We start from the raw sequence: 19,268 nt of genomic DNA, 5'->3' as shown, positions 1-19,268 counted from the left end.
GCTTCGACCTGGTCGTGCCCTCGCGCACACAAGGAGCCTTCGGCTCCGGATCTCCTCATGATCGGACGGCCGCACGCCCCAAACCCCCCGGGGCGGGCGGCAACCCGGTCACTACGGCCGCCCCGGAACCACCCCCCCTGTTCCGGGGCGGCCGTCCCGCGTCCCGCCTCACCCGTTCAGCGGCCAGGCGTCCCAGATCAGGTCCAGGCGGTGGTACGCGTCGTCGAACCACTCGTCCTTCAAGGGGACCGTCACGGTCACCGTGGTCAACGACGTCGAGGCGTCCTCGACGGTGACGCGGCACCGCTCGCCGTCCTCGGCGCGTTCGACGAACAGCCGGGGACCCCGTGTGCCCTCACGCCAGGCGATGTCCCGGCCGGCGTCCAGCGCGTCCAGGGCCTGCTGCCACTGCCGCAGGTCCTCGGGCAGGAGCCAGGCGGCGACACTGCCCCGCACGAACGGTGTGTCCACCAGGAACTCCCCGGTCAGTACAGGGGCCGCTTCCGGATCCTTCCGCGGCTCCATACCGGTGATCCTGAGCACGACGCTGTTGCCCTCGCCTTCCAGGCGCATCAGGTCGATCGGCGCATCGGCCATTCCAGCCTCCCCCACTCGAGTGCTGCCCCACACTAACCGCCGCCACCGACACCGGGCGGGACCCGACCACGGCGGCCCGGCCGGCCGGTGTGAAGCTGTCAGACGTGTCGTCGTCACGAGAACCCGCCCCCCACCGCAGGTGGCCGGCCTGTGTCCTGGCCACCGCCGTCCTCCTCTTCCTCCTCCTCACCTGGCAGGTCGTCACTCAGGGGCCGCTCGCGCGGGCGGACCGGCGGCTGAGCGGGGACCTGGTCCGGCCCGACCGGGTCTCCGGGGTTCTCGCCGACCTGGGGAACGTCTCCGTCGCCGTCCCGGTCCTCGCCGCGGTGCTCGCCTGCGCCGCCTGGCGTGCCCGGCGCGCCGGTACGCGGCGGTGGTGGCTGCCGTCCGTCGCCGCGGCCGTCCTGATGGCCGTCGTCCCGGTGGTCGTCGTCCCGCTCAAGGACCTCGTCGCCCGGCCGGGCCCACCCCTGATGGGCCCGGCCACCGGCTTCTTTCCCTCCGGCCACACGGCCACCGCCGCCGTCGCCTACGGTGCTGCGGCCCTCGTCCTGTGGCCCTGGCTGCGCACTGCGTACGCCCGCCGCGGCGTGCTCCTCGCCTGCCTCGCCCTCAACCTCGGTGTGGCCTTCGGCCTGGTCCGCCACGGCTATCACTGGCCCCTGGACGTCATGGCCAGTTGGTGCCTGTGCGCCGTGCTGCTGACCGGGCTCGCGGTGTTCCTCACCCGACAGGACAGACCGTAGGGGTCGGCGGCAGGTCCTCAGCTGTCGAAGCCCAGGCCCAGTCTGTCCATGGTCCTCAGCCACAGATTGCGCCGCCCCGCGTGCGCGTCCGCCCGCGCCAGCGACCACTTCGTCAGCGCGATGCCCGTCCAGGCGAACGGCTCCGGCGGGAACGGCAGTGGCTTCCTGCGGACCATCTGGAGTTCGGTCCGCTCGGTGCGCTCCCCCGCCAGCAGGTCGAGCATCACCTCCGCGCCGAAGCGGGTCGCGCCGACGCCGAGGCCCGTGTAGCCGGCCGCGTACGCCACCCGCCCCTGGTGGGCCGTGCCGAAGAACGGCGAGAAGCGCGAGCAGGTGTCGATCGCCCCGCCCCACGCGTGGGTGAAGCGGACGCCCTCCAGCTGCGGGAAGCAGGTGAAGAAGTGCCCGGCGAGCTTGGCGTACGTCTCCGGACGGTCGTCGTACTCGGCGCGCACCCGGCCGCCGTACGGGTAGATCGCGTCGTAGCCGCCCCACAGGATGCGGTTGTCGGCCGAGAGCCGGAAGTAGTGGAACTGGTTCGCCGAGTCCCCGAGGCCCTGGCGGTTCTTCCAGCCGACCGAGGCCAGCTGGTCGGCGGTGAGCGGCTCGGTCATGAGCGCGTAGTCGTAGACCGGGATCGTGTACGAGCGGACGCGCCGCACCAGGTTCGGGAAGACGTTCGTGCCGAGCGCGACGCGCCGCGCGCGCACCTCGCCGTACGGGGTGCGGACGGCCATGCCGGCGCCGTACGGCTTCAGGGTGAGGGCGGGCGTGTGCTCGTGGATGCGGACGCCGAGCCGCAGGCAGGCCCGCTTGAGGCCCCAGGCGAGCTTCGCCGGGTGCACCAGGGCCACGCCCCGGCGGTCGTACAGGCCCGCCAGGAAGGTCGGCGAGTCGACCTGTTCCCGTACCGCGTCCGTGTCCAGGTACTCGACGCCGTCGGCGAGGCCCCGGCGTTCCATCTCCTCGTGCCAGTCCTTCAGTTCCCACGCCTGGTACGTCTCGGTCGCCACGTCGATCTCGCCGGTGCGCTCGAAGTCGCAGTCCAGCGAGTGGCGGGCGACCGTCTTCTCGATCTCGTCGAGGTTGCGGGCGCCCAGTTCCTGCAGCTTGTGGATCTCGTCCGGCCAGCGGGCAAGGCCGTTGGCCGGGCCGTGGGTGAGGGAGGCGGCGCAGAAGCCTCCGTTGCGGCCGGAGGCGGCCCAGCCCACCTCACGGCCCTCCACCAGCACCACGTCCCGTCCGGGGTCGCGCTCCTTGGCGGTCAGCGCGGTCCACAGTCCGCTGTAGCCGCCGCCGACGACCAGCAGGTCGCAGGTCTCGGCGCCGGTGAGCGCGGGCTCGGGGCCGGGCCTTGCGGGGTCGTCCAGCCAGTACGGGACCGGCCGGGCTTCGGAGAGGGATCTCGTCCAACGGGTCATGGCGCTCGGGGCCATGATGTCAACTCCCTACGGAATTCCAAGGAACGGTGGACTACGCCTTCTGGCGCTTTCTGCGGTTGCCGACGGTCATGGACGCCAGCACGAACAGGACGGCGACGATGAACATCGTCGTGCCGATGACATTGATCTGGACGGGCGTGCCGCGCTGCGCCGAACCCCACACGAACATGGGGAAGGTGACGGTGGAGCCCGCGTTGAAATTGGTGATGATGAAATCGTCGAAGGACAGTGCGAAGGCCAGCAGCGCGCCCGCGGCGATTCCGGGGGCGGCGATGGGGAGCGTGACCCTCAGGAACGTCTGTGCCGGGCCCGCGTACAGGTCCTGCGCCGCCTGTTCCAGCCTCGGGTCCATCGACATCACGCGGGCCTTGACCGCGGTGACGACGAAGCTGAGGCAGAACATGATGTGCGCGATCAGGATGGTCCAGAAGCCGAGCTGAGCACCCATGTTGAGGAACAGGGTGAGCAGCGAGGCCGCCATGACGACCTCGGGCATCGCCATCGGCAGGAAGATCAGCGAGTTCACGGCACCGCGCGCGCGGAAGCGGTAGCGGACCAGCGCGAAGGCGATCATCGTGCCGAGGACCGTGGCGCCGAGCGTCGCCCACACGGCGATCTGGAGGCTGACCGCCAGCGAGCCGCACATTCCGGCGACGCCGCACGGATCCTTCCAGGCCTCCATGGAGAACTGCTGCCACTCGTAATTGAAGCGGCCCGTCGGCTTGTTGAAGGAGAACACCGTGACGACGACGTTCGGAAGCAGGAGATATCCGAGCGTCAGCAGCCCGGCGATGACGACGAGATGGCGCTTGAGCCAGTTGAGGAAGGTCATCTTTAAACCAGATCCTCCGTGCCGGACCTGCGGATGTAGACCGTGACCATGACGAGGATCGCGGCCATCAGGATGAAGGAGAGGGCTGCGGCCTTCGGATAGTCGAGGACGGTCAGGAACTGTGTCTGGATGACGTTGCCGACCATGCGGGTGTCCGTGGAGCCGAGGAGATCGGCGTTCACGTAGTCGCCGGCCGCCGGGATGAAGGTCAGCAGGGTGCCGGAGACCACGCCCGGCATCGACAGCGGGAAGGTGACCTTCCGGAAGGTGGTGAAGGGCCGGGCGTACAGGTCGCCGGCCGCCTCGTGCAGGCGCGGGTCGATGCGCTCCAGCGAGGTGTACAGCGGCAGGATCATGAACGGCAGGAAGTTGTACGTCAGTCCGCACACCACCGCGAGCGGGGTGGCGAGCACGCGGTCGCCGGAGGTCCAGCCGAGCCAGTTGGTGACGTCCAGGACGTGCAGGGTGTTCAGGGCGCCGACGACCGGTCCGCCGTCCGCGAGGATCGTCTTCCAGGCGAGCGTACGGATCAGGAAGCTGGTGAAGAACGGCGCGATCACCAGGATCATGATCAGGTTCCGCCAGCGGCCCGCGCGGAAGGCGATGAGGTACGCGAGCGGGTAGCCGAGGAGCAGACACAGCAGTGTCGCGGCGGCCGCGTAGAGGACGGACCGCACGAACTGCGGCCAGTACGCGGACAGCGCGTCCCAGTAGGTGGCGAAGTGCCAGGTGACCTTGTATCCCTGCTCCAGGGAGCCCGTCTGCACCGACGTGGACGCCTGGTAGATCATCGGCAGCGCGAAGAAGACCAGCAGCCACAGGATGCCGGGCAGCAGCAGCCAGTACGGCGTGAGGCGGCCCCGTCTGCGCGGGGGCTTCTGCTTCCGGGGGGCGGTGGGCGCGAGGGGCGGGGGCGCCTCGGTGACGGCGGCCATCAGGCGGCCACCCCCTCTTCCGGCTCCACGGTCTCGACGCCGGCGTCGCCCGTCGTCCCGGCAAGCAGGGACTGGGCGGCGTCCAGGCCGAAGGTGTGGGCCGGGCTCCAGTGCAGGACGACCTCCGCGCCGGGCACCAGACGGGGGTCACGGTCGATGTTCTGGGCGTAGACCGCGAACTCCGGGCAGACCGGGCTGTCGACGACGTACTGGGTTGAGACGCCGATGAAACTCGCGTCGGCGATCTTGCCGGTGATGCGGTTGCGGCCCTCGGGGACCTCGCCCGCGTCGTCGGCGTGGGTGAGGGAGACCTTCTCCGGGCGGACCCCGACCAGGACCTTGCCGCCGGGGCTCGTCGGCGCGGAGCAGCGCGCCTTGGGCAGGGTCAGCTTGCCGCCGCCCGCCTTGAGGACGATCTCCTCGCCGTATCTGGAGTCGACCTCGGCCTCGATCAGGTTGGAGGTGCCGAGGAAGTTGGCGACGAACGTCGTCCGCGGGTTCTCGTACAGGTCGGTGGGCGAGCCGAGTTGCTCGACCCGGCCCGCGTTCATCACGGCGACCGTGTCGGCCATCGTCATGGCCTCCTCCTGGTCGTGCGTGACATGGATGAAGGTGATGCCGACCTCGGTCTGGATCCGCTTGAGCTCCAGTTGCATCTGGCGGCGCAGCTTGAGGTCGAGGGCGCCGAGCGGCTCGTCCAGGAGGAGCACCTTGGGGTGGTTGATCAGCGCACGGGCCACGGCGACGCGCTGCTGCTGCCCGCCGGAGAGCTGGTGCGGCTTCTTGCGCGCCTGCTCGCCGAGCTGCACCAGCTCCAGCATGTCCTCGACCTGCTTCTTCACCGACTTGATGCCGCGCCGGCGCAGGCCGAAGGCGACGTTCTCGAAGATGTCCAGGTGCGGGAAGAGGGCGTAGGACTGGAAGACCGTGTTCACCGGGCGTTTGTACGGCGGCAGGTGGGTGACGTCCTGGTCGCCGAGGTGGACGGCGCCGCTCGTGGGCTCCTCCAGGCCGGCGATCATGCGCAGGGTCGTGGTCTTGCCGCAGCCGGAGGCGCCGAGCAGGGCGAAGAAGGAGCCCTGCGGCACGGTCAGGTCGAGCGGGTGCACGGCGGTGAAGGAGCCGTAGGTCTTGCTGATGCCCGTCAGGCGGACGTCGGCGCCGGTGTCTGTCGTGGTGGTCATCGTCGTCACGCCCCTGTGAGCTTCGCGAACTTCTCTTCGTAGGCCGTCTCTTCCTTCTGCGTCAGCGAGCGGAAGGCGTGGGACTTGGCGGCCATGGCCTTGTCGGGAATGATCAGCGGGTTGTTCGCCGCCGACTTGTCGATCTTCGCGAGGTGGTCCTTCACGCCGTCGACGGGGGACACGTAGTTGATGTAGGCGGCGAGCGCGGCGGCCTGCTCGGGCTCGTAGTAGAAGTCGATGAGCCTCTCGGCGTTGCTCTTGTGGCGCGCCTTGTTGGGGATCAGCAGGTTGTCGGTCGACGTCATGTAGCCGCTGTCCGGGATGACGTAGTCGACGTCCGGGCTGTCCGCCTTGAGCTGGACGACGTCGCCGCCCCAGGCGACGCAGGCGGCCAGGTCGCCCTTGGTGAGGTCGGACGTGTAGTCGTTGCCGGTGAAGCGGCGGATCTGGCCCTTGTCGACGGCCTTCTGCAGGCGGGCCATCACCGCGTCGAAGTCGTCGTCGGTGAACTTCGCGGGGTCCTTGCCCATGTCGAGCATCGTCATGCCGACGCTGTCGCGCATCTCCGACAGGAAGCCGACTCGGCCCTTGAGCTTGGGGTTGTCGAGCAGGTCGGACACCGACCTGACCTCGATGCCGTCGAGCGCCTTCTTGTTGAAGGCGATGACCGTGTCGATGCCCTGCCAGGGGTAGGAGTAGGCGCGGCCGGGGTCCCAGTCGGGGCTTCGGAACTGGGCCGACAGGTTGGCGAAGGCGTGCGGCAGGTTGGACGGGTCCAGTTTCTGCACCCAGCCCAGGCGGATCAGCCGGGCGGCCAGCCAGTCGGTGAGGACGATGAGGTCGCGGCCGGTGTCCTGGCCCGCGGCGAGCTGCGGCTTGATCTTGCCGAAGAACTCGTTGTTGTCGTTGATGTCCTCGGTGTATTTGACCTTGATCCCGGTCCGCCGGGCGAACGTGTCGAGCGTCGGGTGGTGCTTGCCGCTGTCGTCCACGTCGATGTACTCGGGCCAGTTGGAGAAGTTGACGACCTTCTCCTTCGCCGAGAAGTCCTGGGTGGACGTGCCGCCCTGTGTCTTGCCGGCCGGCGGGATGCCGCAGGCGCTCAGCGCCCCCAGGCCGCCCACGGCGAGCACACCGCCCGCGGAGGCGCGCAGCAGCGAACGGCGGGTCAGGGCGGCCCTGCCGCTGCGGAAACTGCGCCGCATGGCGGCCACTTGGGCCGGGGTCAGGCGGTCGGGCTCGTACTGCTCCATGCGCGTGGTGCCCTTTCGGAGGTGGTGCCCTTTCGGGAGGGTGTGCGGCCGCGGGTCGGGCGGCCGTCTATTGGCGGTCCCCGAAGATCGTGCGGTGCCAGTCCTTGCGGGCCACCGCCGTGTTGTCGAACATGACGTGCTTGATCTGGGTGTATTCCTCGAACGAGTAGGAGGACATGTCCTTGCCGAAGCCGGACGCGTCGAAGCCGCCGTGGGGCATCTCGCTGATGATCGGGATGTGGTCGTTGACCCAGACGCAGCCCGATCTGATCTCGCGGGTCGCGCGGTTCGCCCGGTAGACGTCCCGCGTCCAGGCGGAGGCGGCGAGGCCGTAAGGGGTGTCGTTGGCGAGCCGGATGCCCTCGTCATCGCTGTCGAAGGGCAGGACGACCAGCACGGGCCCGAAGATCTCGGACTGGACGATCTCGCTGTCCTGGGGTGCGTCGGCGATCAGGGTGGGCCGATAGTACGCGCCGTCCTTGAGGTCGCCCCCGGGGGCCTCCCCGCCGGTCACCACGCGCGCGTAGGCACGCGCCCGGTCGACGAAGCCGGCCACACGGTCCCGCTGGACGTGCGAGATCAGCGGGCCCAGGTCGGTGCCGGGAGCGAACGGGTCGCCGAGCCGGACGGTCTCCATGAGGGCGGCGGTCCGCGCGACGAACTCCTCGTAGAGAGACCGTTGCACGTACGCGCGCGTGGCGGCCGTGCAGTCCTGGCCGGTGTTGATGAGGGCGCCCGCGACCGCGCCGTGCACGGCGGCCTCCAGGTCCGCGTCGTCGAAGACGACGAAGGGGGCCTTGCCGCCGAGTTCCAGGTGGAGGCGCTTGACGGTCGCGGTGGCGATCTCGGCGACGCGCCTGCCGACCGTGGTCGAACCGGTGAAGGAGGTCATGGCCACGTCGGGGTGACCGACGAGATGCTCGCCGGCCTCCTTGCCGGTGCCGGTCACGATGTTGATGACACCGTCCGGGATGCCGGCGTACGTGGCGGCCCGCGCGAAGAGCAGGGAGGTCAGCGGGGTCAGCTCGGCCGGTTTCAGGACGATCGTGTTGCCCGCGGCGATCGCCGGGAGGATCTTCCAGGCGGCCATCTGGAGGGGGTAGTTCCAGGGCGCGATGGAACCGATGACGCCGATGGGTTCGCGGCGGACGTAGGAGGTGTGGTCGCCGGAGTACTCACCGGCGGACTGCCCTTGCAGGTGGCGGGCGGCACCGGCGAAGAAGGCGGTGTTGTCGATCGTGCCGGGTACGTCGAACTCCCGCGTGAGCTTCAGCGGTTTCCCGCACTGGAGCGATTCGACGCGGGCGACATCCTCGGCGCGGTCGGCGAGGACGGCGGCGAACCGGTGCAGGGCGTCGGAGCGTTCGCCCGGGGTCGCCGCGGACCACTCGGGGAAGGCTGCGCGGGCTGCGGCCACGGCACGGTCGACGTCGTCGGTGCCGGCCAGTTCGTAGGTGTACACCTCGGTGCCGGTGGACGGGTCGATCACCGAGTGCGTACGGCCCGAGGTGCCCGTGGCCGGCCGGCCCGCGATGTACTGCGCACCGTCCGCGAAACGTTCCTGTACGTCGTCACGCATCATCAGGCGGGTGTCGGCGTCGCCGGCGTTGCCGGGGTTCTGCATGTCGCTCTCCTCCGCCGCCGTCCCCGCGTGCGCTGCAGGGGTCGGCGTAGCTTCGGCTCGATGTGAGTGCCGATCCTGACAGAGGGAGGGGAGGTCAACAAGTGATTCCGTTGTTGCCTTTTGGTTACGCGACGGAATCTGTCGACCAGGTGTCGAGTGCTGCCCGTAAACGGGGGACGGAATGTCAGTGGTGCGTGCCAGACTCGGCGGCATGGAGAAGATCGATTCTTGGGACGCCCTGATCAGGGAGGTCCGCGCGGGGGCGAGGATCAAGTACCTCCACTTCTGGGGGCACCGGCCGCGCGGGGACGGGCGGATCGGGGCGAGCTGCCTCAGCCAGTGGTGGCCCTCGCCGTTCACCGTGGACGGCGTGGACTACGCGACGGCGGAGCACTGGATGATGGCGTCGAAGGCGCGCCTCTTCGACGACGCGGAGGCGGAGCGGAAGGTGCTTCAGTCGCCGGAGCCCGCGCTCGCGAAGAAGGCGGGGCGGCTGGTGCGCGGCTTCGACGAGGCCATATGGGAGCGCGAGCGGTTCGGCATCGTGGTCGAGGGCAGCGTGCACAAGTTCGCCGCGCATGAGGCGCTGCGCGACTTTCTGCTGGGCACCGGGGAGCGTGTGCTCGTGGAGACGAGCCCGCTGGACCGGGTGTGGGGCATCGGGCTCGCCGCGGACGACGAACGGGCGGCGGATCCGGAGCGGTGGCGGGGGCCGAACCTTCTGGGGTTCGCGCTGATGGAGGCGCGGGAGCGACTGACCGCGGGTCAGGGGGCGTCCGGTGGCTCAGCCGGCGGCGCCCGTCACCAGTGAGGTCGAGTAGCCGTCGTCGGTGCCCGTCCACGGGTCGTCGCCGCTGTCGTCCGGGATGGCGAGGAGGACGATGAGCAGGACGGCGCTCAGGACGAAGCCGACCGCTCCGCAGATGACGCCGGCCAGGGCCATGCCTCCGTTCGTCGCCTCGCCCCGGCGCGCCTTGCGGCGGCCGATGATGCCGAAGATCACGGCGAGCACACCGACGATCAGGGCCACCGGCCAGAGGCAGAACAGGACGAGGGAGATGACGCCGAGCACCAGCGAGGCGATCCCCATGCCGTTGCTCGGCGGGAGGGGCAGACCGGGCCAGCCGTAGCCGGCGCCCTGGGAGCCGTGGGGCGCGCCGTACCCCGGATGTCCGGGGTACTGGGGATAGCCGTACGGCACCTGCCCCGGCCCCTCGGGCCCGACGGGGGGCGGCGGCACGGGCCCGCCCTGGGCGGCGTGCGAAGGAGCGAAGGGGTTGCCGGGGGCTGCGATGCCGGGGCCCGGAGCGGCGTACGGGCCGGCCCAGGGCCCCTGGGGCGGGGTGCCTGGCAGGACGGGACCCGGCGGCGGTGCGGCCGTGGGCCGGGCGTGCACTGAGGGGGCACCGCCGCCGGAGGCCACGGTGCCCCGGGGGTCGACGGGGGCGCCCACGGGTCGTGGGCGGGCTTGTCGAGCCGTACCCCGGAGGGCTGATCGGCGGGGGCGGCAGGCGCACCCGGTATCCGGCCGCCCGCACTGTCCGGGGTGCCCGGCGCCTGTCCGCCCGCCGCCCCGTCCGTCCCGTGACCCGGGAAGGCCCACCCGTCCGGGGCCGCGTCCTGAGGTGTTCCCGGGCGCTGGGCGTCGTCGGACATGCGTGGGTCCCCCTCTGTCGAATGTCCCGTCATGCTACGGCCGCGTCTCCCCGGCGTCGGCCCGCGTCCTACGATGATCCCGCACGTCACCGATCAGCCGATCACCCGCGTCCCGCCCGAGCGTGGCTCCACCGCCCGGCGCCGGGACGCCGTTCCCGGGGAGGGACCTTGACCGACCACCGCGACGCTCCCGCCGTGCGCGACCTGCACGCCTTCATCGCCGGACTGCCCAAGGCCGAACTGCACGTGCACCACGTCGGCTCCGCCTCCCCCCGCATCGTCTCCGAACTGGCCGCCCGCCACCCCGACTCCAAGGTGCCCACCGACCCCGAGGCCCTGGTCGACTACTTCACGTTCACGGACTTCGCCCACTTCATCGAGGTGTACCTGTCGGTCGTCGACCTGATCCGGACCCCCGAGGACGTCCGCCTGCTGACGTACGAGATCGCCCGTGACATGGCCCGCCAGCAGGTCCGCTACGCGGAGCTGACCATCACCCCGTACTCGTCCACCCGCCGCGGTATCGACGAGCGCGCGTTCATGGACGCCATCGAGGACGCCCGCAAGGCCGCGGAGGCCGACTTCGGGACCGTGCTGCGCTGGTGCTTCGACATCCCCGGCGAGGCCGGGCTCGTATCGGCCGAGGAGACGGCCCGGCTCGCCACCGACGACCGGCTGCGTCCCGAGGGGCTGGTCTCGTTCGGGCTCGGCGGTCCCGAGGTCGGCGTACCGCGGCCGCAGTTCAAGCCCTACTTCGACCAGGCCATAGCGGCGGGCCTCCGCTCCGTTCCGCACGCGGGCGAGACGACCGGGCCCGAGACGGTCTGGGACGCGCTGAACGAGCTGCGGGCCGAGCGCATCGGGCACGGCACCAGTTCCGCCCGCGACCCGAAGCTGCTCGCCCACCTCGCCGAGCACCGCATCCCGCTGGAGGTGTGCCCGACCTCCAACATCGCCACGCGCGCGGTCCGCTCGCTCGACGAGCACCCCATCAAGGAGTTCGTGCGCGCCGGGGTCCTCGTCACGATCAACTCCGACGACCCGCCGATGTTCGGCACCGACCTCAACAGCGAGTACGCGGTCGCCGCGCGGCTCCTCGACCTCGACGAGCGGGGTCTGGCCGCACTCGCCGGGAACGCGGTCGAGGCGTCGTTCCTCGACGACGCCGGAAAGGCGGCGCTGTCGGCCGAGATCGACGCGTACACCGCCGCCTGGCTGGCGCCCTGACGGCCCGACCGTCTCCCGGCCACCACCCCCGGCGGGCCGCTGCGCGGCGCCGCACCGTCACAATGAGCCCCATGCGTACCGTGACCGCCGTGGCCCATCGCGGCGACCCCTACCGTCACCGTGAGAACACGATCGACTCGCTGCGTTCCGCGCTCCGGCGTGGCGCGGACGCGGTCGAGATCGACGTACGGCTCGCCCGGGACGGTGTGCCTGTGCTGCTGCACGACGGGACGCTGAAGCGTCTGTGGGAGCAGGACCGCCCGCTCGCGGCGCTCTCCGCGGACGAGGTGCGGGGCCTGACGGCCGGCGGTGTGCCGACGCTGGCGGACGCGCTCGCGGCGACCGACGGCAGCCGGGTGATGATCGACCTGCCGGGCGGCCCCTCGTCCCGGGCCGTACGCCGGATCGTCGACATCGTGCGGGACTGCGGGGCGGCGGAGCGCGTGTACTACTGCGCGGGAGCCGAGACCATGCTGGCGCTGCGGGCCGCCGACCCCGCGGCGGAGATCGCCCTGACCTGGACGACCCTCGCCCCGCCACGGCCCGCGCTGCTCGACGCGGTGCGCCCGCGCTGGCTCAACTACCGCTTCGGCCTGGTCGACCGGGACATGGCCGCCCGGGTGCACCGGGGCGGCCATCTGCTGTCCGTGTGGACGCCGGACACCCGCCGCTCGATGCGGCGCCTGCTCGAGGCGGGCGTGGACTCCATCACCACCAACCGCATCGACGCGCTGTGCGCGCTGCAAGGACCGGTGGACGACTACACGCGGGAACGCTGAGGGACGGTCGCCGGATCGGCCGGGGTCGCGCGGGTGACGTACTGCGGCACCGGTGCGGTGTCCTTGCCGTTGTCACGGACCATGCCGTAACGGATCACGCCCTGGGCGGGGCCCGTCCGGATGTCCTTGTCCACCGCGTCCCAGCTCGACGGGAAGACGGTGACGCCGTAGTCGCAGCCGTGCTCGTTGAGGGTGAGGGTGACGGAACCGTCGAGGTAGAAGTACTCGTTCTGCCACATCTGCTGGGTGCCCGCCGGCAGGACGGCGTACCCGATGGTCGGTCCGCCCATGCCGGTGGCGTAGCCGCCGGGGCTTCCGACGAGAGGGTCGTCCATCCGGCGGCCGCCGCCGGACGCCACGTGGAACAGCTTTCCCTTCAGGCCGGTCCAGGCCGGCATGACCAGGTTGCCCGGCCGGTGCGCCGGCGCGATGTACCAGCGCACCAGGACGTAGCCCTGACCCCTGAGGGTGACGCTCTCCCCGCGGTGCTGCATGACGGTCCTCGGGCCGCCGCTGCTGGTGATCCCGGACTCGGGGCGGTGCGGCAGCGGCCCCGGCGGGACGTTCGCGGCGGGGGCGTTGTCGACGGCGTCGACGACCGTGCCGTACAGGTCCGCCGTCTTCGACGGTGTGGGGGCGGCCGTGGACGGGGAGGGCAGGAGACTCGGCGGGGTGTGCGCGGGCGGGCGGGCCGTGCTCGCCGCGGTGGGTGAGATCTGAGGGGCGGGCGGCGCCTGTGGCGTCCGGGTCACGACGTACGCGCCGCCCGCGGCGATCGTCGCGCCCGCCGTGACGACGACGGCGGGCTTGGTGAGCGCGCCGAGCACCTTGGCGGACCAGCCGACGGAGACTGCCGCCGCGGACGTCTTACCGCCCAGCGCCAGCGACAGGGCGAAGCCGGCCGGGACGGGGACGAGCGCGATCCCGGCGAGTAGCCGTTCGGCGGGCACGACGGCCTTCTCGGCCCCGGCGCAGACCGGGCAGCCGCGGATGTGCCGGGCCAGCCGCTTGCGCCACACGGATCCGGGCCGGCCGTCCCAGCGGGCGGTAACGGCGGCCAGCTCGGGGCAGGAGCCCTCCAGCGCCCGTATGATGCCGCGCGCCACCTCCAGGCGCGCCTTCATCCGCTGCACCCGGACGGCGGCGTGCTGGCGGCTGATGCCGACGGCGGCGGCCAGCTCCCGGCGGGTGAGTTCACCCGCGACCTCCAGCCACCACAGCGACAGCAGCTGCCGGTCCTCGTCGTCGAGCCAGCGCACCGCCTCCGCGACCTCGCGCCGCTGACCCTCCAACTGCAGCCGCAGCACGGTGAGTTCGGCGAAGTCGGCGGCCCGGTCCGCCGCGTCCCCGGCCAGCGGCTCGGACGTCCTGCGGCGCGCCCGCTCCCGTATCTGCCGCATCGCGATGGCGACCAGCCAGGAGCGGAAACTGTCCGGATCGCGCAGGGCGCCGATGTTGCCGACGGCGCGCAGCATCGTCTCCTGCACGACGTCGTCGACGTCGGCATGGCCGTTGAGCGCGCGGCCGACGATGTTGTAGACGAGCGGCAGCCAGCCCGCGACCAGCTGGTCCAGCGCATGCCGGTCACCGGCCTGCGCCGCCGCGATGGTGGAACGCCACTGCCGGCTGTCCACGTGCGTCCTCTCCCTGGTCGTCGTACCGCCCTGCGGACGTACAGTCTCAGCCACGGCCGGGATCCACGGGACGGGCGGTCCACGACGGCTCACGGCACAACGCCGGATATCCGTCGGTACCGGGACGGATCACCGGTCGTGGCCGGCGGTGGGGGCGGGTGCGGTCGCCGTGACCATGCCTCACGCGTTTCGCTCCTGTGCGTCGGGATCTGCGGCGCTGAGGGAGACGGAGGGACGGGTACCGGGATAACAGTTTTTCGGGCCCGACGTGGACCACACGCTCCCGTGCCGGGGCCGGATCCGGCCCCCTAGGGGCGACCCCCGGTCCCATGCCAGGGGCCGCGCCCTCCTTCGAGAGGATCCCCCACCGCCTGAACGGTCCGCAGGATGATCACCGACATCCCCTCGATCAGGGAGCATCCCATGCAGTTACGTCCGACCGCCGTCGCCCTCGCCGCCGCCCTCGCCCTGAGCCCGACCGCCCTCCCCCTGGCGGGAGTCGCCTCCGCGAACTCCGCGGCCCCGTCGTCCTCGGCACGGATGACCCCGCCGTCCGCGACCGAGGGACCCGACACCGAGGCCCTGCGCGCCGCGATCGCCGGGCTGCCCGACCACGACGCCACCGCCGCGCTCATCCGCGTGGGCGGCAAGGGCAGTTGGCGCGGCGTCGCGGGTGTGCGCGATGTCCGGACGGGGGCGCCGGCGTTGGACAACGCCCGCTTCCGGGCCGGTTCGGTGACCAAGGTGGTGACCGCGGCGATCGTGCTGCAGCTCGCCGCCGAGGGGCGGATCAGCCTGGACGGCACCGTGCAGCAGTATCTGCCCGGGCTGCTGACCGAGGACTTCGAGCCCGTCACCGTACGGCAGTTGCTCAACTACACGAGCGGACTCCAACCCGGAGCGTCCCTCGGGGAGACGGTGGAGGAGGGATACGCGCACCGCTTCGAGACGCTGACGCCACGTCAAGTCGTGGCGGCCTCGGTCGCCAAGGGCCCGGAGTTCGCGCCCGGCATGCAACAGGACTACTCCAACATCCACTACACCGTCCTCGGCATGCTGATCGAGAAGATCACCGGCGACTCGTACGCGCACCAGGCGGCCGTACGGATCTTCCGGCCGCTCGGCATGCGGGAGACCTCGTTCCCGAACGGGTCCGACCCGCGTATCCACGGTCCGCACAACCGCGGATACGACTGGATCGACGGCAGGCTGGTCGACGTGACCGACTGGAACATGTCCGACCGGTGGGCGGCCGGCGACATGATCTCGACGACCGCCGACCTGGAACGGCTGCTGGTGGCGCTGTTCCGCGGCCGCGTCGTGCCCGGGCCGCAGCTGAAGGAGATGTTCACGCTCCCCGACGTGCCGGGGGCGCGGTACGGGGCGGGGCTGGAGCGGTTCGAGCTGACCGGCAGGGTGATCTGGGGCAAGACGGGCTCCCGCCCCGGCTACGCCACGGTGATCGCCGCCACCCGCGACCTGTCCCGGACTCTCGTCTACTCCGTCAACGCCACCGACGCGAAGGGCGACGGCGCGGCCGTCGCGCAGCGGTTCGGGTTCCCCGCGTTCAACCGCTGACGGCCGCCGGCGACCCCGCGGGTTCGGCCGGCGGGATCTCATATCCCCCCTCCTCCCAAGCCGAGGCCCGACGGTCGGTCGGGACCGTGCGCGTCCGGCACCTCGGGAGGACTCGGTGCGTCATCCGGCAGTCGGCCGAGTTCGTCCGTGCCCCCCGCCTGCGGAGCATCCCGTACCACTGCCCGCCTCGCCTCCTCGTCCGGCAAAAGCGCCACCTTCCGCATCACTCGCTCCGTGAGGCGGTTGTATGCGGGGGCGATCGAGGACACGTGGACCTCCGGTCGTAGCTCCTCGGAGCAGACCACGACGTTGTCCCACCCGACGCTGACGCCCTCCAACCCCTCCACGCACAACCCGTCGCGGCCCCGGCTCACCGTGCCGGGCTCCCAGAAGCGGACCTCGTACGAGCGCAGGGCACTGTCGAGTTCCGCGTGCAGGGCGTCGGTGGGGCCGGGTTCCGCGCCGCCGATCATCATGTCCACGAGTGCGCCGGCGACGGCCGGGTTCTCCTCGAGCAGCGTGACCTCGTCGATCCGGGGACGCTTGCACACGTAGGCGAACTCGGCCGTCTGGCGGCAGTGGTCGCCGATCTGCACCCCGTCGCAGTCGCGCACCACCACCATGCTCCCGGTGTCCGGTTCGCACAGGCGGTCCAGGACCCTCTCGCCGGGTGTCACCTGCGCGTAGCCGGAACCGTTCAGCCGCTCCACCCGCCGCAGCTCCAGTGCCTTCGATCCGAGGAACTGCCAGCGGTGGCACAGGTGCCTCATCACCCGGTCACGCAGCTTTCCGTTCTCCGGGTCCAGTGCCAGCTCAGCGAGATCCTCCTGCACGTCGGGGCGCCGCAGCACGGACCCGAAGTCCACCTGGGCCCTCAGGTCGCACCGGAAGTGCAGGAACTGCCAGTTGTGGCTTCCCACCTGGACGGCACGGCACCCGATCACCATCACCTTCGGCGACGTCGGCGAGGTCTCCCGCGTGCTCGCGGCCCGTGCGCCGTCCACTGCGCCCGCAGCCGGCGTGGTATCGGCGGCCCGCGCGGGGGACCGTCGCGGCAGGTCCGTGCGCGGGGCCGGAGGGCCGCCGACGGCCGGGGCCGGTATGGGGCCGAAGGCGACGCCGAGGGCATCGAGCTGCGCGGTGCCCGCCGTCGCGCGGCGGTCGTCGTCCCGCCGCTCGGCGGTCGGGGAGCCGGACGCGCTCTGCGCCCGGTCCTCGGACCGGACCTGGTCCGGTGGTGCCGGCACGCGGTGGGCGGGCGTCATGGCGGAAGGCCGGGCCGGGGTACCCGGTGCCCGCGCCGGGGCGTCCCCGGCCGTCCGCACGGCGACGGCGCCGCTCCGGGACCCCCTACCGGCTGCCCGCACGGCACGGCGGCTGAGCAGGCCGCGCCTCGCCGTCCGCGCTCCCCGGATCACGAGCATGCCCGTGACGACTGCCGCGAGGACACCGCCCGCGAAGAGACCGACGTGCAAGAGACCGTCCCGCAGCGCGGGCAGAACGACGCGGCGTACATGGTCGGTCCGGGCGAGCAGCCACGCGACGATGCACACGGCCACGAACACCTTTGCCGCCGGGCGCCGCTCGCGCATGCCCCGCGCTCCCCCCTCCCCCGGTCCCGGGGGAACTCCGACGCGTCCGGGGTCAGTTCTGCCTGGTGTCCGGAGAGGACGACGTGTGGATATTCATGACGGTGAAGTCGCCGTTCGCCACGTTCGTGTTGCCGAAGACGTGGTTGTGGACCACTTTCGGGGGGAGCGGCGCCGAGCCGGTCCCGTCGACCCTGTGGGCGGTGCCGTTGGCGTGGACCACCAGCCCGTCACTCCCGCTCTGCTCGCCGCTCCCCGAACCGGCCACTGCGGGGGGCTGCTGGGGTACCGCCTGTGCTTCGTCACCCCTGCGCCCGCGCCGGAACCAGCCCGCGACCACACCGCTCACCCCCGTCTGCATGCCTGCCGCCACACCCGCGATGACCGCGGCTGCGATGATCGCCACGAGATCCACGGCGCTCCCCCCATCCACCGACCGGGACTTGAGGAAGCACTACCCATCGCGCGACGAAGCGAAAAGCGGCGAAACAAGAAAATCAGGCATCAGCGGCCATAACAGGCGACTCGTACCGCTGCGGACCCACCGCTCGCAGCGATGGCGGAGAGACGGGAACGCCGAGGCCCCGGCCGGGACACCCCGGCCGGGGCCTCTGCGTGACGGTCCGTCACGCGTCCAGCGACGTCATCACGTGCTTGATCCGCGTGTAGTCGTCGAAGCCGTACGCCGACAGGTCCTTGCCGTAGCCGGACTTCTTGAAGCCGCCGTGCGGCATCTCCGCGACCAGCGGGATGTGCGTGTTGATCCACACGCAGCCGAAGTCGAGGGCCCTGGACATGCGCATCGCGCGCCCGTGGTCCTTGGTCCACACCGAGGAGGCGAGGGCGTAGTCGACGCCGTTCGCGTACTCGACGGCCTGTTCCTCGTCGGAGAACGACTGCACGGTGATGACCGGGCCGAAGACCTCGTTCTGGATGATCTCGTCGTCCTGCTTGAGGCCCGAGACGACGGTCGGGGCGTAGAAGTAGCCCTTGTCGCCGACCGGGTGACCGCCGGCCTCGACCTTGGCGTGGGCGGGCAGACGCTCGATGAAGCCGGTGACCTGCTTGAGCTGGTTCGGGTTGTTCAGCGGGCCGAAGAGCACGTCCTCGTCGTCCGGCTGCCCGGTCTTGGTCTCGGAGGCGGCCTTGGCGAGCGCGGCCACGAACTCGTCGTGGATCGACTCGTGGACCAGGACGCGGGTGGCGGCCGTGCAGTCCTGGCCGGCGTTGAAGAAGCCCGCGACCGAGATGTCCTCGACGGCCTTGGCGATGTCGGTGTCCTCGAAGACGACGACCGGCGCCTTGCCGCCCAGCTCCAGGTGGACGCGCTTGAGGTCCTTGGACGCGGACTCGGCGACCGACATGCCGGCGCGGACGGAGCCGGTGATGGAGGCCATCGCCGGGGTCGGGTGCTCCACCATCATGCGGCCGGTCTCCCGGTCGCCGCAGATGACGTTGAAGACGCCCTTGGGCAGGATCGAACCGATGATGTCGGCGATCAGGACCGTGGACGCCGGGGTGGTGTCCGACGGCTTCAGCACGACCGTGTTGCCCGCCGCGATCGCCGGGGCGAACTTCCACACGGCCATCATCATCGGGTAGTTCCACGGCGCGACCTGCGCGCAGACGCCGACCGGCTCGCGGCGGATGATCGAGGTCATGCCCTCCATGTACTCGCCGGCCGAGCGGCCCTCGAGCATCCGGGCCGCGCCCGCGAAGAAGCGGATCTGGTCGATCATCGGCGGGATCTCCTCCGACCGGGTCAGCCCGATCGGCTTGCCCGTGTTCTCGACCTCGGCCGCGATCAGTTCCTCGGCGCGCTCCTCGAACGCGTCAGCGATCTTCAGCAGGGCCTTCTGCCGCTCCGCGGGCGTGGTGTCGCGCCAGCCGGGGAAGGCCGCCGCGGCGGCCGCCATCGCGGCGTCGACGTCCGCCTGCCCGGACAGCGGGGCGGTCGCGTACGCCTCACCGGTCGCGGGGTTGACCACCTGAGTGGTCCGTCCGTCGGCGGCGTCACGGTATTCGCCGTCGATGTAGTTGCGCAGACGACGCAGCTCGGTGCTCACTGCGGGCCCTCCAAGTTCGGGTGTCCAATCGCTGAGACACCCACCCTAGTCCGAAGGCCGACGTTTTCAACACCCTTGATTGCGTCAGTACTGCGAAATCCGCAGACTGAGATCACAGAAACAACG

Annotated in this window: 17 protein-coding genes; 5 read left to right on the top strand and 12 right to left on the bottom strand. The window is 71.2% G+C overall.

What is annotated here, in order from left to right:
• Window positions 1-168: 168 nt before the first annotated feature.
• Window positions 169-597: a DUF5959 family protein gene (locus N8I84_RS28635; protein WP_263232323.1), complete on the bottom strand. Its 429-nt coding sequence runs from the start codon at window positions 595-597 to the stop codon at window positions 169-171.
• Between the two features lie 104 nt (window positions 598-701).
• On the opposite strand from N8I84_RS28635, the gene N8I84_RS28630 reads away from it, so the two are divergent.
• Entirely contained in the window at window positions 702-1,343 is a 642-nt protein-coding gene (locus N8I84_RS28630; protein WP_390898956.1) for a phosphatase PAP2 family protein, read from the top strand.
• Between the two features lie 17 nt (window positions 1,344-1,360).
• Here N8I84_RS28630 and N8I84_RS28625 read toward each other — a convergent pair whose 3' ends face one another.
• The 6 genes from N8I84_RS28625 to N8I84_RS28600 all read right to left on the bottom strand — a co-directional run bounded on the left by N8I84_RS28625 (window position 1,361) and on the right by N8I84_RS28600 (window position 8,613).
• Complete coding sequence (locus N8I84_RS28625) at window positions 1,361-2,779, bottom strand: NAD(P)/FAD-dependent oxidoreductase (RefSeq protein ID WP_263232322.1); 1,419 nt, start codon at window positions 2,777-2,779, stop codon at window positions 1,361-1,363.
• A 37-nt stretch (window positions 2,780-2,816) separates the two neighbouring features.
• Window positions 2,817-3,617: an ABC transporter permease gene (locus tag N8I84_RS28620; protein ID WP_263232321.1), complete on the bottom strand. Its 801-nt coding sequence runs from the start codon at window positions 3,615-3,617 to the stop codon at window positions 2,817-2,819.
• 2 nt (window positions 3,618-3,619) lie between these two features.
• Entirely contained in the window at window positions 3,620-4,552 is a 933-nt protein-coding gene (locus N8I84_RS28615; RefSeq protein WP_263232320.1) for an ABC transporter permease, read from the bottom strand.
• On the bottom strand, window positions 4,552-5,736 hold the full coding sequence (locus N8I84_RS28610) for an ABC transporter ATP-binding protein (RefSeq protein WP_263232319.1): 1,185 nt from the start codon (window positions 5,734-5,736) through the stop codon (window positions 4,552-4,554). Before N8I84_RS28610 ends, N8I84_RS28615 begins: the two co-directional genes overlap by 1 nt.
• A gap of 5 nt (window positions 5,737-5,741) precedes the next feature.
• Window positions 5,742-6,989, bottom strand: a complete 1,248-nt coding sequence (locus N8I84_RS28605; RefSeq protein WP_263232318.1) for a polyamine ABC transporter substrate-binding protein — start codon at window positions 6,987-6,989, stop codon at window positions 5,742-5,744.
• Between the two features lie 67 nt (window positions 6,990-7,056).
• Window positions 7,057-8,613: a gamma-aminobutyraldehyde dehydrogenase gene (locus N8I84_RS28600; protein WP_390898955.1), complete on the bottom strand. Its 1,557-nt coding sequence runs from the start codon at window positions 8,611-8,613 to the stop codon at window positions 7,057-7,059.
• 181 nt (window positions 8,614-8,794) lie between these two features.
• On the opposite strand from N8I84_RS28600, the gene N8I84_RS28595 reads away from it, so the two are divergent.
• Entirely contained in the window at window positions 8,795-9,424 is a 630-nt protein-coding gene (locus N8I84_RS28595; protein ID WP_263232317.1) for an NADAR family protein, read from the top strand.
• Here the strand turns inward: N8I84_RS28595 and N8I84_RS28590 are convergent.
• Complete coding sequence (locus N8I84_RS28590; protein WP_263232316.1) at window positions 9,398-10,066, bottom strand: DUF4190 domain-containing protein; 669 nt, start codon at window positions 10,064-10,066, stop codon at window positions 9,398-9,400. The genes N8I84_RS28595 and N8I84_RS28590 overlap by 27 nt on opposite strands.
• A 371-nt stretch (window positions 10,067-10,437) precedes the next feature.
• Here N8I84_RS28590 and N8I84_RS28585 point away from each other — a divergent pair, with 371 nt between their 5' ends.
• Both N8I84_RS28585 and N8I84_RS28580 read left to right on the top strand, forming a co-directional pair.
• On the top strand, window positions 10,438-11,496 hold the full coding sequence (locus N8I84_RS28585) for an adenosine deaminase (RefSeq protein WP_263232315.1): 1,059 nt from the start codon (window positions 10,438-10,440) through the stop codon (window positions 11,494-11,496).
• A 71-nt stretch (window positions 11,497-11,567) separates the two neighbouring features.
• Window positions 11,568-12,275 carry a glycerophosphodiester phosphodiesterase gene (locus tag N8I84_RS28580; RefSeq protein ID WP_263232314.1) on the top strand — a complete coding sequence of 236 codons (708 nt, stop codon included), beginning with the start codon at window positions 11,568-11,570 and terminating at the stop codon, window positions 12,273-12,275.
• Here the strand turns inward: N8I84_RS28580 and N8I84_RS28575 are convergent.
• Complete coding sequence (locus tag N8I84_RS28575) at window positions 12,257-13,909, bottom strand: RNA polymerase sigma factor (protein WP_263234917.1); 1,653 nt, start codon at window positions 13,907-13,909, stop codon at window positions 12,257-12,259. The two genes, N8I84_RS28580 and N8I84_RS28575, sit on opposite strands and share 19 nt — an antisense overlap.
• A 423-nt stretch (window positions 13,910-14,332) precedes the next feature.
• Here N8I84_RS28575 and N8I84_RS28570 point away from each other — a divergent pair, with 423 nt between their 5' ends.
• The gene (locus tag N8I84_RS28570) at window positions 14,333-15,487 is read left to right on the top strand and encodes a serine hydrolase domain-containing protein (protein WP_263232313.1); all 1,155 of its coding nucleotides are present in this window, start codon (window positions 14,333-14,335) and stop codon (window positions 15,485-15,487) included.
• A gap of 38 nt (window positions 15,488-15,525) precedes the next feature.
• Here the strand turns inward: N8I84_RS28570 and N8I84_RS28565 are convergent, their stop codons facing one another.
• The 3 genes from N8I84_RS28565 to N8I84_RS28555 all read right to left on the bottom strand — a co-directional run bounded on the left by N8I84_RS28565 (window position 15,526) and on the right by N8I84_RS28555 (window position 19,142).
• Window positions 15,526-17,079, bottom strand: a complete 1,554-nt coding sequence (locus N8I84_RS28565; protein WP_263232312.1) for an RIP homotypic interaction motif-containing protein — start codon at window positions 17,077-17,079, stop codon at window positions 15,526-15,528.
• A gap of 52 nt (window positions 17,080-17,131) precedes the next feature.
• Window positions 17,132-17,482, bottom strand: a complete 351-nt coding sequence (locus tag N8I84_RS28560; RefSeq protein ID WP_263232311.1) for a hypothetical protein — start codon at window positions 17,480-17,482, stop codon at window positions 17,132-17,134.
• 220 nt (window positions 17,483-17,702) lie between these two features.
• On the bottom strand, window positions 17,703-19,142 hold the full coding sequence (locus N8I84_RS28555) for a gamma-aminobutyraldehyde dehydrogenase (protein ID WP_263232310.1): 1,440 nt from the start codon (window positions 19,140-19,142) through the stop codon (window positions 17,703-17,705).
• Window positions 19,143-19,268 lie beyond the last annotated feature (126 nt).

The sequence above is a fragment of the Streptomyces cynarae genome, from assembly GCF_025642135.1.
GTDB lineage: Bacteria > Actinomycetota > Actinomycetes > Streptomycetales > Streptomycetaceae > Streptomyces > Streptomyces cynarae.
Note: the sequence above shows the minus strand (reverse complement) of the source record. Positions and strands in the feature narration are given on the sequence as shown.